The sequence below is a fragment of the Elioraea sp. genome, from assembly GCF_051860475.1.
GTDB lineage: Bacteria > Pseudomonadota > Alphaproteobacteria > Acetobacterales > Acetobacteraceae > Elioraea.
The window spans coordinates 11103-24354 of record NZ_JBHYDW010000001.1; the positions used below are offsets into that span (position 1 = coordinate 11103).

11 protein-coding genes and 1 pseudogene are annotated in these 13252 nt (G+C 72.5%); 2 read left to right on the forward strand and 10 right to left on the reverse strand.

Annotated features, from left to right (window positions below; all coding sequences use genetic code 11):
- The coding region (locus tag ACTIFU_RS00050; protein WP_439576224.1) for a hypothetical protein at window positions 1-760 on the reverse strand (760 nt) is incomplete at its 3' end.
- Window positions 761-938: 178 nt separating this feature from the next.
- Window positions 939-1682 (reverse strand): sulfite exporter TauE/SafE family protein, encoded by a 744-nt coding sequence (locus ACTIFU_RS00055; protein WP_439576225.1) that lies wholly within the window; start codon window positions 1680-1682, stop codon window positions 939-941.
- A gap of 84 nt (window positions 1683-1766) precedes the next feature.
- Here ACTIFU_RS00055 and ACTIFU_RS00060 point away from each other — a divergent pair, with 84 nt between their 5' ends.
- Window positions 1767-2699, forward strand: a complete 933-nt coding sequence (locus ACTIFU_RS00060; RefSeq protein ID WP_439576226.1) for a LysR substrate-binding domain-containing protein — start codon at window positions 1767-1769, stop codon at window positions 2697-2699.
- Between the two features lie 87 nt (window positions 2700-2786).
- A pseudogene (locus tag ACTIFU_RS00065) lies at window positions 2787-3193 on the forward strand (transposase); the annotation flags it as partial.
- 152 nt (window positions 3194-3345) lie between these two features.
- On the opposite strand, the gene rsmA reads toward ACTIFU_RS00065, so the two are convergent.
- The 8 genes from rsmA to ACTIFU_RS00105 form a co-directional block, all read right to left on the reverse strand.
- A complete protein-coding gene (gene rsmA / locus ACTIFU_RS00070; RefSeq protein WP_439576227.1) occupies window positions 3346-4179 on the reverse strand; it encodes a 16S rRNA (adenine(1518)-N(6)/adenine(1519)-N(6))-dimethyltransferase RsmA in 834 nt (277 codons plus the stop codon).
- Window positions 4176-5180: a 4-hydroxythreonine-4-phosphate dehydrogenase PdxA gene (gene pdxA, locus ACTIFU_RS00075; RefSeq protein WP_439576228.1), complete on the reverse strand. Its 1005-nt coding sequence runs from the start codon at window positions 5178-5180 to the stop codon at window positions 4176-4178. The genes rsmA and pdxA overlap by 4 nt, the downstream gene beginning before the upstream one ends.
- Entirely contained in the window at window positions 5177-6445 is a 1269-nt protein-coding gene (locus ACTIFU_RS00080; protein ID WP_439576229.1) for a peptidylprolyl isomerase, read from the reverse strand. Before ACTIFU_RS00080 ends, pdxA begins: the two co-directional genes overlap by 4 nt.
- A gap of 53 nt (window positions 6446-6498) precedes the next feature.
- Window positions 6499-8658: an LPS-assembly protein LptD gene (locus tag ACTIFU_RS00085; protein WP_439576230.1), complete on the reverse strand. Its 2160-nt coding sequence runs from the start codon at window positions 8656-8658 to the stop codon at window positions 6499-6501.
- Window position 8659: 1 nt separating this feature from the next.
- The gene (gene lptG / locus ACTIFU_RS00090; protein WP_439576231.1) at window positions 8660-9775 is read right to left on the reverse strand and encodes an LPS export ABC transporter permease LptG; all 1116 of its coding nucleotides are present in this window, start codon (window positions 9773-9775) and stop codon (window positions 8660-8662) included.
- Between the two features lie 9 nt (window positions 9776-9784).
- Complete coding sequence (gene lptF, locus ACTIFU_RS00095) at window positions 9785-10903, reverse strand: LPS export ABC transporter permease LptF (protein ID WP_439576232.1); 1119 nt, start codon at window positions 10901-10903, stop codon at window positions 9785-9787.
- Window positions 10904-10916: 13 nt separating this feature from the next.
- On the reverse strand, window positions 10917-12362 hold the full coding sequence (locus ACTIFU_RS00100; RefSeq protein WP_439576233.1) for an FAD-binding oxidoreductase: 1446 nt from the start codon (window positions 12360-12362) through the stop codon (window positions 10917-10919).
- Between the two features lie 36 nt (window positions 12363-12398).
- On the reverse strand, window positions 12399-13252 hold an 854-nt coding region (locus ACTIFU_RS00105), incomplete at its 5' end, for an L-threonylcarbamoyladenylate synthase (protein ID WP_439576234.1).

Genomic DNA, 13252 nt, shown 5'->3' on the forward strand with positions numbered 1-13252 from the left:
AGAGCTCGGGCGCGGTGATGATGTCGGGCGCGGCCGGGTCGCGCACCGGCTTGCCCTCCGGATCGACGAAGCCGATCGCGTAGAGCGGCACCGCCTCGCCCGCGTCCACCATCGGCTTGACCCGCGCGAGATAGGCCGGCGTGGCCTGGGTGGTGACCATCAGCTCGCCGCGCTCGAACGCGAGCCGGGTGTCGCCGCGGCCGCCGAAGCCCGGCACGGCGCGGTAGTTGATCTCGAACATCTCCAGCGCGACGAGCGATTCCACCAGTCCGACCGGATCGGTGATGCCCTTGGTGACGCGCCCGCGGAGCGTCAGGAACTGCTTCGGGTCGGTCACGCCGGAGGCCTTGGCGTTCAGCGCGGTGATGTGGCCCATGGGCGCGGCGACCACCGGCTCGAGCCCGTCGAGCTTCAGCCGGAGCCCATGCAGGCCGAGGAAGGCGCGCAGGTTCAGGTGCCCCGAGGCGGTGAGCAGGGTGAGCCCGTCCTTGGCGGTGCGCTCGGCGAACTCGTTCGAGCCGCGCAGCCCTCCGGCGCCGGTCACGTTCTCGGCGACCACGGTGGGGTTGCCGGGCACGACGCGGCCGAGGAACTGGGCGATGTAGCGGCCGAAGGTGTCGGTGCCGCCGCCGGCGGAGAAGGGAATGATCACGCGGATGGTCTTGCCGGCGTAGTAGGCGCCCTGGGCAAGGGCGGGGCGCGGCAGGTTGGCTACGGCGGCGCCAGCGAGGGCGGTGCCGAGCAGGGCGCGACGCTTCATGGGTCAGTCCTCCCGGTTGGTTGACGCCCTTCTACCTAGGCGCGGCGTGGCTGGGAGTCGATGACAGCGCGGTGAAACCGGGCGGAGGAGATGGGATGGGGGCGCGGGCGCGCGGCCACGAACTCCACGAGGTCGAGGATCAGCGGCTCGATCGATCCGGACATCGCCCCGTCGCCTCTCAGGGAAACACCAGAAGCCAGCTTCCGTGCGCGACATAGTAGCACGCGATCGACGTGACGATCCGTGCGGCCCAGCGGCGGAACTGCTGTTCGCTCAGCGCCGCGAGCAGGGGGCGGGCGAGCATCGTGCCGAGCATCGAGGCGAGAACGGCGCAGCTCGCCATCACCGGATCGACCGAACCGGAATTCGCGATCAGCCCGCCGAAATAGATGAGCTTCAGGCTGTGGCCGAGCACCTGGCAGACCGCCTTGGTGGCGACGATCCTGCGGCGGTCCAGCTGCCCGCCGAGGAAGAAGCTGTCGAGCAGGGGCCCGGCCACCCCGGTCAGCAGCATCAGCGACATGCTGGCGATGCCGTAGCCGAGCCCGTGGCGCGGGTTCTCGGCATCCGGGCGCCAGGTGCGCGGCAGCAGATGCAGCAGGAACGGGCTCACCCCGAGCGCGATCAGCGCGAGCGGCCGGCTCGGCACGAACTGGACCGCCGACCAGACGGCGAGCGCGGCCGCGCACCCGCCGGCATAGGCGGCGACGATGCGCGGGCACACGTGGCGGACCCAGAGTGCCGCGCGCCAGCCATTGGAGGCGATCTGCGTCACCGCGTGCAGCGCCATGGCGTCGGGCACGGGCAGCAGCGCCAGCAGGACGCCGACCAGGATCAGCCCGCCGGCCATGCCGAATACGCCGGAGAGCAGCGAGGTCGCGACCATCAGCAACGTGACGAGGGCGATCAGGGCGGGTGTCATCGGCGCGTGCTCCTGCCCCTCCCTTGCGCCGTTTCGTTCCGCAGCACAAACTGCGTTAACTTGGCCTCAGCGTGAGTTTTTCTGATGGTCTGGGTCCGCCGCCTGCCCTCGCTGAACGGCGTCAAGGCGTTCGAGGCGGCCGCGCGCGCCGGCAGCTTCGCCGCCGCGGCCGAGGAACTGCACGTCACTCCTGCCGCGGTCAGCCGGCTCGTACGGCTGCTGGAGCTGCGGCTCGGCGTCGGGCTGTTCGCGCGCCACGCCAACCGGCTGACCCTCACCGCGGCGGGGGAGGCCTATCGCGTCGGGCTCACGCCGTTGCTCGACGGGCTCGCGCGACTGACCGAGCAGGTCGTGGCGATGGGGCAGCGCAATGTCGTCACCGTCGGCGTCGGCCCGACCTTCGCGATCCGCTGGCTGATCCCGCGCCTCGCCGATCTGCAGAGCCGCGCGCCGGAACTCGAGGTGCGGATCGCGACCGGTGGTGCGATGGTGCCGTTCGAGGAGGACTGGACCTGCGGCATCCGGCTCGGCAACGGCGCCTGGCCCGGCTTCGAGGCGGTGAAGCTGTTCGATGCCGATCTGACGCCGGTGGCGGCACCCACGCTCGCGCGCCGGCTCGACCGGCGGGACGCGCTACGCGCGGAGACGCTCCTGCGTGTCGCGCATGCACCCGAGGACTGGCCGCGCTGGCTTGCGGCGGCGGGGGCCAGGCCGATCCGCATCGCCGGCCCGGAGTTCGCGTATTACGGCCAAGCCCTGCAGGCCGCGATCGACGGGCTCGGCGTGGCGATGGGCATCCGCCCGTATATCGACGATGACATTGCCGCCGGCCGTCTCGTCGCGCCGTTCGCGGTGACCGTCCCGAAGGGGGCGGGCTGGTATCTGGTGCATCGCGCGGCGCGCGCGGCCGAGCCCGGCTTCGCTGCATTCAGAGGCTGGATCCTCGAAACGGCCAACGGCACGGTGGCGCCGCCGGCGGAGAAGGGGATGATCACGCGGATGGTCTGGCCGGCGTAGTAGGCGCCCTGGGCAAGGGTGGGGCGCGGCAGGTTGGCCACGGCGGCGCCAGCGCGGGCGGCGGCCGAGCTGGCCGGGGTGCACGGCAAAGGCATCCGCAGTCGCGGCGCGGCCGGCAAGGGGCCGGTGGTCGGCCTGCTCAAGCGCCGCGGCCGGGTCTACACGGTGATGATCCCGAACCTGCGTTCGGCCACGCTGATGCCGATCATGCCGCGCATGATCGTACCCGACCGCATCGTCCGTACGGACAGCTCTTCGAGCCATCATCCGCTCGATGACTCGGCGTTCCACCCGCGGCGGATCCACCACGGCGAAGGCTTCGCGGTGGGCGAGACCCACATCAAGGCGATCGAAACCTTCTGGAGCGGCACCTGCGGCGGTTCAACGGCATCCCGCGCCAGGGCTTCCAGCTGTTCCTCAAGGAGGTCGAGTGGCGCTTCCGCGGCGGCAACCACCGCGACCTGCTCAACCAACTGAAATCGTGGATCAAACAGGCAGACGGACAATCCTTGGCCAGGACAGGCCCCTTTGCGATCTCGGCGAGGCGAGGCGACAATCGTGCGCATCCGCTGTCAGGCGACAGAGGACCCCGCCTCGCCACACATTGCCCTCGTCCACCTCATGCGCGGCGCATCAAGGGTCCGCCTCAGTGGTCCGGGTGTGACTGGGAAAGGATGAGGGCGAGCCGTTCGAACTCAGCGACGCTCAGCGTCTCCGCGCGCCGCGATGGATCGATCCCGGCCTCGTTCAACAGCGCCTCCGCATCGCCGAGCGGCTTCAGTGCGCTGCGCAGCATCTTGCGTCGCTGCCCGAACGCCGCCGCGGTGACGCGCTCCAACGCCGCGAACAGCGCACGAGACGGCTGACCTGGACGGGGAACGAGATGGACCACCGCCGAGGCCACCTTCGGCGGCGGGGTGAACGCGGCCGCCGGCAGGCGCAGCACGATCCGGGCCTTGGCGATCCACTGCGCCAGCACCGAGAGCCGCCCGTAGGCGCTGCTGTCCGGTACGGCAACGATCCGCTCGGCGACCTCCTGCTGGAACATCAGGGTCAGGCTCTCGAACGCGCCGGCCTGCGTGAGCCAGCCGACCAGGAGCGGCGTACCGACGTTGTAGGGGAGGTTCGCCACCACCTTGCGCGGCGGCGGAACACGGGTGCCGAGGTCGACCGCGAGCGCATCCGCCTCGACGATACTGAGCCGCCCCGGATGGGCCGCGACCAGATCGGCGAGCGCATCGACGCAGCGCGGGTCGCGCTCGATCGCCGTCACGCTCGCCGCCTTGCTCGCGAGCAGCGCCCGCGTGAGCCCTCCGGGCCCGGGCCCGATCTCGATCGCATGCCGTCCGTCCATCGCGCCGGCGGCGCGCACGATCCGCGCGGTCAGGTTCAGATCGAGCAGGAAATGCTGACCAAGCGACTTGCGCGCATCGAGGCCGAAGCGCGCGATCACCTCGCGCAGCGGCGGGAGGTCCGTCACGCCGCCCGTGCGCGCTCCCGCCGTGCCGCCATCGCGGCCGCGAGCTCGATCGCCGCGATCAGCGACGACGGGTCGGCGAGACCCTTGCCGGCGATGTCATAGGCGGTGCCGTGATCGGGGCTGGTGCGCACGATCGGCAGCCCCAGCGTGACGTTCACGCTGCCCGCGAAGTCGAGCGTCTTGATCGGGATCAGCGCCTGGTCATGGTACATGCAGAGGGCCGCGTCGTAGCCCGCGCGCGCCGTCGGGTGGAACAGGCTGTCGGCGGGGTGCGGCCCGCTCACCGCGAGCCCGTCGGCGCGCAGGATCGCGATCGCCGGACGGATCGTCTCGATCTCCTCACGCCCGATCGCACCCTCTTCCCCGGCGTGCGGATTGAGCCCCGTCACCGCCAGCCGAGGCCGGGTGATCCCGAACTCCGCGCGCAGCGCCGCGGCGACGATGCGCCCGGCGGCGACAATCCGATCCACGGTCAGCGCCGCCGGCACGTCGGCGAGCGGGATGTGCACCGTCACCGGCACCACGCGCAGCATCGGCGAGGCCAGCATCATCACCGGCGTGCCGCCGCCGGCCAGCTCGGCGAGCCAGGTGGTGTGTCCGGCATGGCCGATGCCGCCCGCGAGCAGGGTGGTCTTGGCGAGCGGGCTGGTCACCACGCCGCCTGCCTCGCCCGAGCGCGCGAACGTCACGGCGCGCGCGACGGAGCGGATGATCGCCGGACCATGCGCCGGGTCCGGACGGCCGGGTGCGGCCGGCGCCGCCAGCGGCTCGGACAGCACCGGAAGCGCCCGCGGGAAGGCCGCCGCCCCTTCCGCGAGGGTGGCGACGGCGCGGACCGGCACATCGCGGGTGATGGACCGGGCCAGCGTGGCCAGCCAGTCCGGATCGCCGATCAGGACGAACGATGGTCCGCCCGTGCGCAGCGCGCACCATGCGGCGAGCGCGATCTCGCCGCCGATCCCCGCCGGGTCGCCCATGGTCAGCGCAAGCGGCGCGGTCACGCCCGGAAGTCGATGTCGGCGCGCCGGCGCAGGTCGCGCATCATCTGGCGCGAGAGCAGGTCGACGCGCTCGCGCAGGATCGTCTCGGTGATCACCTCCGGGTTGGGCGCGGCAAGATTCTCGGTGCGCCGGCCGCAGACCATCAGCAGCGCCACGCCATCCGGCGCAATCAGCGGGCGGCTGGCGCGGCCGGGCGCCAGCTCGCTCAGGAGCTGACGGAGCTGGGGGGTCTGGGTCTCCAGGCGGATCTCGCCCGGATCGTTGAGCTGCGCGCCCGTGGTGGCGCGCGCCGCCTGGGCGAACGCCTCGCAGCCGCGTGCGCTGTCCGACAGCCGCTGCGCCGCCTCGACCTGGCGGATCTGCTGCGGCGTCGGCCGCTGCGGATCCAGGGCCGTCGCGAACGGGAACACCACCTGTCGGATCGCGACCAGCGTCGCCATGTCCCGCCCGACCTCGCGCCTGGCTCTGAGCGTGACGATCGAGAACCCGCCGGCGGTGCGGATCGGCGTCGAGATCGCGCCGGGCGGCATCTGCGTCAGCACTGCCTCCACCTCGGGCTCCAGCTGGCCGAGCCTGATCCAGCCGAGATCCCCGCCCTGCTCCGCCGACTGCGCCTGGCTGAACTGGGTTGCGACGGCAGCAAAGGGCGCGCCGCGGCGGAGCTGATTGATCAGCTCCCCGGCGGTGCGCTCGGCCTCGGCCTCCTGGGCGGGGCCGTCAACGGCGATGAACACCTCGCCGACCAGGAACTCGGGCTGGCCGGCGGCCGCCTCGATCGCGCGGATCCGCTCCCGCACCAGCGACTCGTCCACCTCGGCCTGGGCGCCGAGTTCGGCACGCACCAGCTTGGTCCAGCCGATGGTGGCGCGCAGCTGGCTGTAGAGCGCGCGAATGTCGATCCCCTGCCGGGCCAGGCTCGCGCGCAGGCCTCCCGCGCCCAGGGAGTTCTGCTGCTCGACGCGCGCGATCGCTTGGGCGATCTCGCCATCCGTCACCAGGATGCGCCGGCGCTGGACCTCCTGCAGCCTGAGCCGCTCATCGACCAGGAGCCGGCGGACCTGCGGCGTGATCCGATCGAACACCTCGGGCGTGAGCGGCAGGCCGGCGACCGCTGCGAACAGCCGCCGCCGCGACTCCACCTCGAAGGTCGTGATGACGTCGCCGTTCACCACCGCGACGATGCCGGCGGACTGGGCCCGCGCGGGCGGTGCGGTGGGGCCGGCGGCGAGCGCAGCGGCCAGGATCAGGGCGAGGAGGCGGACCATCCCGCCCTGCATAGGCCCGACGCGGCCCTGCTGCAACGCCCGCGCAGCCGGACTCACAGGGCCGAGAGGCCGAACTCGCCGACCGTCTTGAAGACAAGGCTGAAGATCAGGTCGGTGCCTGCGCCACCGACCGCGCTCGAGGTGAAGCGGCGCTGATAGGTCGCCACGAAGGCGAAGCACTCGTCCTCGTAGCGCACGCCGGCGTAGGACTGGACCATCGCCTCGCGCACGAGGTCGCGGCGCGCGCCGACGAAACCGGTCCAGTTGCCCCAGAGCCGGCCGCCGAGCGTGGCGCCGATCTCGCGCCTGGGGCCGGCCTGGAGCGTATCCGGCTGCGACGGCGCCGAGAGATAGGAGAGCGTCAGGGATCGCCCCGCCGCGCTCACCGTCGCCGAGAGGTCGGCGAGCCGGGTGGCGAAGGTGTCGCGATCGAGCCGCGTGCGGTAGGTCAGCGCGAGGTGATCCGACGGGATCACGGTCAGCCGTCCGACATAGTCCGACCGCCGCCCCTCCAGCCCCGATCCTGCCGGATAGAGGGAATCGGTCGCGGCGCGCCAGGACTGGCCGAACAGTCCCTCGATCGTCACGCCGTCGAGAAACCATGCCCCGCGCAGGCCCGCGTTCACCCTGAAGCCGCCGTCGAGCCGGTCGCGGCCGGGAAAACGGTTGAAGCCGAACAGATAGGCGTCGGAGAACTCGAGATCGACGCTGTCCTCGTTCGGAATGCGCGGGTCGCGGCCGGCCTTCGGCCCGGCAACAGCCTGGAGGATCGGCTCGATCACCTGGCTGCCCCAGGACCCGCCAGGCCGCAGGAGCGGCCAGCGCCAGGTCAGCGCGATCTGAGGATGGGCCCTGGCGGCCGCGCCGGCTCTTCCGCCGGGGATCGGCGTGGCGTCGGTATCGCCGCCCACCTGATAGCCCAGCACGTCGAGATTGGCCTCCACCGTCCAGAGATCGCCCGCCGCGCCGCGCAGCGGCAGCGCCCAGTTCAGCCGCGACGCGATCCGGCGCGTCGCCGTGCCGGTCTGGCGGGTGGTCGCGAACACGCCGAGATCGCCGCGCCACCGGCCACCGAGGAGCGCTTCCGTGCCGGTCACCTCGCCATAGAGGCGCGGCAGCACCAGCGGAATGCGCCGGGCGACATCCAGCGAGCCGAGGCCCTGATACACGTTCGCGTCGGCGCGGGCGTAGAAGTTGGCGCCGAACCCCTCGACGAAGGGTGTGCTCACCAGCAGGCTTGCGTTGCTGAGCGCGCCGATACGGTAGCGGCGCAGGTAGCTGCGGTCCGAGGACCGCTGCACGTCCCAGCCGGCGCGCCAGGTCTCGTCGAGGCTGAACCGGCCGGTGGAGACCAGGTTGCCGCGCCAGCGCGTCTCGTCGGGGTCGTAGGTGACGCTGCCGCTGACGGTCGCGAACCCGGCATTGAACCGCCGCCGCCACTCGCCGAACAGCACGGCGCCCTTGCGGGCGGTCGCCATCGGCGAGATCGTCGCGTCCTCCGATGGCGAGATCACCCAGTAGTAGGGCTGGCGGTAGAACGCGCCGAGGAAGGTGCTGGTGCCGAACTCCGGAAACAGCAGACCGGATTTCCGTTTCACAGACGGATCGGCATGCCAGAAATAAGGGAGGTAGAGCACCGGGATGCCGGCAATCTGCATCGTGGCGTCGAAGTACTCGACGGTCTTCTCCTGCTCGTCGTGCACGACGCGATCGGCCCGGATCTGCCAGAGCGGCGCGCGTTCCGGGTCGCGCGGGCAGGCCTCGCAGGTCGAATAGACCGCGCGCGCCATCTCGGTGACGCGCCCGCCGGAACGCACCGCGCCCGCCGCGGCGAGCCGGCCGCCCTCGGCGAGCAGGGAGCGCAACTCACGCACGACCCCGTCACGCAGGTCCTCGGCGAGTTCCGCCTCCTCGGCGAAGAACACCTGGCCGTCCGGCTCCATCAGCACGACGTCGCCGCGCGCGGTGGCGCGCCCGGTCGGGCGGTGGAAGGTGATCTCCCGCGCGCGCAGGATGCGGTCGCCCTGCCAGGCCTCCACACCGCCGCGCGCGATCACGAGATCGCGGTTCTCGTCGTACTCGACCTCGCCGGCGGTGAAGGTGACGGGCTGGCGCTCGGCGTCCGTCAGCGGGCGGCGGGTCTGCGCCGCTGCTGTCGCGGCCAGCACAAGCACGACGATCGCGGCGCCGACCGCCCTGCGCCCGCGCCCCATCTCAGCCGTCCTCGAGATGCAGCAGCATCGCCACGGCGAGCATCAGCCCGACACCCGTGGGCGTCCACGCCGCGAGCGTGACGGGAAGCGCACCGCTGATGCCGAACTCGCCGACCACCTTGGTCAGCACGAACAGCGAGAAGCCGGCGGCGACGCCGGCGGCGATCATCACCCCGACCCCGCCGCGCCGTGCCGGGCGCATCGAGAACCCGGCCGAGACCAGAACCATCGTGCCGGCGAGCAGCGGCAGCGCGAGCAGTGCGTTGAAGCGCAGCCGGTGCCGCTGCGCCGAGAACCCGGCGTCCTCCAGGACCCGGACGAAGCCGGGAAGCGCCCAGAACGACAGCGTATCGGGCGGGGCAAGCCCGTCCTGCAGCCGCGCGACGGTGAGGTCGGTCGGCAGCGCGACCGCAGGTTCGCGCAGTCCCATCCGCTCGGGACCGACGGAGGCGGCGTTCTCCAGCCGCCAGTGCCGCGGCTCCAGGACCGCCCGGTCGGCCTCGATGCGGCCGAGGAAGCGATCGTCCGGACCGAGACGGAACACCGAGACGCGCTCGAGCGTCAGCCGCTCAGGACCGACGGCAGCGATCCGTTCGCCGTGCAGGATGGCGGCGCCGCCGGGTGTGAGCGCGTCGTCGGGCTGCTTCACCCAGAGCCCGCCACCCGAGAGGCCGAGCGTGCCTGCGCCGCCGCGCAGCAGCACGGAATCGAGCCGTTCGGCGCGCGCATAGAACATCGCCGAGACCGGACTGATGACGGTGATCGCGATCACGCCGAGGGCAGCGCCGGCGAGCACGGGCGCGGCGAGGAACTGCCAGGCCGAGACACCGCCCGCGCGCGCCACGATCAGCTCCGAGGAGCGCGTCAGGCGCCAGAACGCGACGAGGCCGCCGATCAGCACCGCGAACGGCAGGATCTCGATCGCCATGAAGGGCAGCTTCAGGGTGCTGATCTCGACCAGGCTCGCGAACGGCACATCCGCGCGGCCGGCGGCGCGGCGCGTCAGCTCGATCACGTCGAACAGGGCGACGATCGCGATCAGCGCCGCCAGCACCGAGATCGTCGAGACCAGGAACACCCGCCCGACATAGAGGGCAAGCACGCGCGGGATCTGCACGGTGCGGCCTCAGCCCGGCGCCAGTTCGGCGGCCGGCACGCGCGCGCGCGCCGGATGGAGCAGCCAGACCAGGGCGATCACGCCGGGCAGCACCGCCTGGGCCCAGATAAGCGGCACGAGGCCGAGCTCACGCGCGGCAAGGTTGCCGATCCCGACCCCGAGCGCCACCAGGCCGCCGCCGATCCCGACCGCGATCAGCACGCGGCCGGTCTTGCCGTGGCGGCTGAACTGCCCGGTCAGCAGCGCGGCGAGCCCGACGAGGGCGAGGGAGAGGGTCGCGAGCGGCCCTGCAAGGCGCTGATGCGCCTCGACGGTGAACCGCCCCCGGTCGCGCGCGCTGATCTGCTCGGCGGGATCGGGGCTGAGCAGCTCCAGCACCCCGCGTTCGCGGGCGTCCCGGTGGCGCACCTCGTCGCGCGCCGCCTCGGTCGCCAGGCTCAGCGTGTTCTCGGCGAAGGACAGGATGCGCAGCGTGCCGGTACGGCGGTCGACCTCCTGGCGCGTGCCGTTCTGAAGCGTCACACGCGGCGTGTCCCCCTCGAGCGTGAGCCAGCCGCGCTCCGCAAGGATGGTCGCAGGCGCGCCCGGCGTGCGCGTGTCATGCACCATGATGCCGCGGAAATCACCGTCGCGGTCGCGCTCGCGGATATAGACCGTCAGCCCCTCGCCGAGCGGGTTGAATACGCCCTCCTGCAGCAGCACCGCCGCCATGCGGTTGCGGATCTCGAACTGGTATTCGCGGAACGCCCGGTAGCTCTCCGGCACGACCCAGAGGTTCATGGTCCAGCCGAGCAGCGCCGCCGCGCCGGCGAGCACGAGCGCCGGCCGTGCGAGCGCCATCGGCCCCATGCCGGCGGCGCGCATCACGACGAGCTCGCGATCGTCTTCCATGCGGCTGTAGACCGCCAGGATCACGATGAAGGTCGTCACCGGCAGGATCACGGCAACGAAGTTGGGCAGCATGAAGACGGTGAGCTCGAAGAACACCGCGAGCGACAGGCCGCGGTTCAGCACGAGCTCGAGGAAGCGCAGCGACTGGGTGAGCCAGATCAGCACGGCGAGCCCACCGGTCACGGCGACCAAGCCGATCGCGAGCTGGCGCAGCATGTAGCGCGAGAGTCGGTTCACCGTGGCCTCGGCATCATCGCGGTTCGACGACCTTGCCGGGGTTCATCAGCCCGCGCGGATCGAGCGCGGCCTTGATCCGCCGCATGGTCTCGATCTCGGGACCCGCGCGCCACTCGGCGAGCGTGGCGGTCTTCAGCCGGCCGATCCCGTGCTCGGCGGAGAAGCTGCCGCCGAGCGCGCGCACCTGCTCGGCAACCGCGTCGGCGATCGCGTCCCAGAGCGCGAGGAAGGCATCGTCCGCCATCGCTGCGGGGCGCGAGAAGTTGAAGTGGATGTTGCCGTCGCCGACATGGCCGAACGGGCAGGGCCGGACCTCGGGCACGATCCGGCGCACCGCTGCGATGCCGCGCGCGATGAGCTCCGGCACCTTCGAGACCGGCACCGAGACGTCGTTCTTGACCGAAGCTCCCTCGCGCTTCTGCGCCTCGGCATGCTCCTCGCGGATGCGCCACAGCGCCTGACGCTGCGCCACGCTCTCGGCAAGGGCCGCGTCCAGCACGATCCCCTCCTCCATCGCCGCGCCGAGCACCGTCTCGAGCACGGCGCGCAGAGTGGCGCCCGGGCGCGGCGAGGCGAGCTCGACCAGCGCGTAGTGATCGTACCGGGCGGCGAGAGGGTCCTTCAAGTCAGGGATGTGGTGCAGCACGAGATCGATGCCGAACCGGGCCATGTACTCGAACGCGGCGAGCGAATCGCCGTCGTGGCGCTGGAACCGGTTCAGGAGCCCGACCGCCGCCTCGACCGAGGGCAGGGCGACGAACGCCGCCTGCACGTCGCGCGGACGCGGCGCGAGCCTGAGCACCGCGCGCGTGACGATGCCGAGCGTGCCCTCGGCGCCGACGAAGAGCTGGCGCAGCGCGTAGCCGGTGTTGTCCTTGCGCAGCCGGCGCATCAGGTCGAGCACCGAACCGTCCGGCAGCACGACCTCCAGCCCCAGCACCTGCTCGCGCATGTTGCCGTACCGCACGGTCGTGTTGCCGCCGGCGTTGGTGGAGATCAGCCCGCCGATCTGCGCCGTGCCCTCGGAGGAGAGCGAGAGCGGGAACAGGCAGCCTGCCGCCTCCGCCGCCTGCTGCACCGAGGCCAGCACGGCGCCGGCCTCGACCGCCATGGTCATGTCGGCGGGATCGATGTCGAGGATGCGGTTCATGCGCGCGACCGAGAGCACCACCTCGTCGCCGCGCCCGAGCGGGGTCGACCCGCCGCAGAGCGAGGTGTTGCCCGCCTGAGGCACGATCGCGACCCCGGCCTCGGCGCACAGCCGCACCGCCTCGGCGCATTCGGCGGTGCTGGCGGGGCGCAGCACGGCGAGGGCGGAGCCCGGGAACAGCTTGCGCCAGTCGGCGCTGTGCGCAGCGATCGCGTCGGCGTCGCTCAGCAGCCCCCGCTCGCCGAGCACGGTGGAAAGACGGGCGGCGAGCGCGCTCGGCAGGCCGGCGCGGGTGGCGGCATCGGGCATGGCGGGAGCGAGGCTTGCGCCGGGTCGCGCGCCGGGTCAACCGGGACGCGGTGCGGCCGCGCGGGCCAGCCGGTCATTGATGGCGAGGCCAAGCCCGTGCTGCGGCACCGGCATCGCGGCGATGCGGGCGAGCCCGTGGCGACGACCCTCGGCATCGAGGAACCTGAGCCCGGCGAACAGCCGGGCGGCAGCCTCGGCGAGATCGGCCGAGTCGGACAGGCTGAAGGCCAGCGCCGCGCCCGCGGGCGGCGGGCCGAAGGCGAGCACCGCCTCGTCCGGCCCGAACCCGGTCGCGTCGAGGCGCACCGGCAGCACCGGCGCGTAGTGGCTGGCGAGCATCCCGGGGCCGCGCGGCGCCTCGGCCGCCCCCTCGGCAAGCGCCACCGGGCCGATCACCGCCTCGATCGCCTCCCGTGTCGTCCCGCCCGGGCGCAGCAGCACCGCCGTGCGGCCCGAGAGGTCGAGCACGCTGCTCTCCAGCCCGACGGCGCAGCACCCGCCATCCAGCACGGCGTCGATCGCACCGGCGAGCTCTTCCAGCACATGCGCGGCGGTGGTCGGGCTGACGCGGCCGGAGATATTGGCGGATGGAGCTGCGACCGGGCGCGCGGTGGCTTCCAGCAGCGCCCGCGCGAGCGGGTGTGCCGGCACGCGGACCGCGACCGTGTCGAGCCCCGCCCGCGCGAGCAGCGCGACCGGGCAGCCTAGCGCGGCCGGCAGCACCAGCGTCAGCGGCCCGGGCCAGAGCGCGGCGGCAAGCGCGCGGGCGCGGGCATCGGCCACGCTGAGCCCGAATGCGGCCGCGGCCTCGGGGAGATGCGCGATCAGCGGGTTGAACGCGGGCCGACGCTTGGCGGCGAAGATCGCGGCGACCGCGCGCGCGTCGGTCG

Coding starts and splice junctions, on each gene's coding strand:
- ACTIFU_RS00055 (WP_439576225.1), bottom strand. CDS start 1,682: ATGACACCCGCCCTGATCGCCCTCGTCACGTTGCTGATGGTCGCGACC.
- ACTIFU_RS00085 (WP_439576230.1), bottom strand. CDS start 8,658: ATGGGGCGCGGGCGCAGGGCGGTCGGCGCCGCGATCGTCGTGCTTGTG.
- ACTIFU_RS00100 (WP_439576233.1), bottom strand. CDS start 12,362: ATGCCCGATGCCGCCACCCGCGCCGGCCTGCCGAGCGCGCTCGCCGCC.
- ACTIFU_RS00080 (WP_439576229.1), bottom strand. CDS start 6,445: ATGGTCCGCCTCCTCGCCCTGATCCTGGCCGCTGCGCTCGCCGCCGGC.
- ACTIFU_RS00060 (WP_439576226.1), top strand. CDS start 1,767: ATGGTCTGGGTCCGCCGCCTGCCCTCGCTGAACGGCGTCAAGGCGTTC.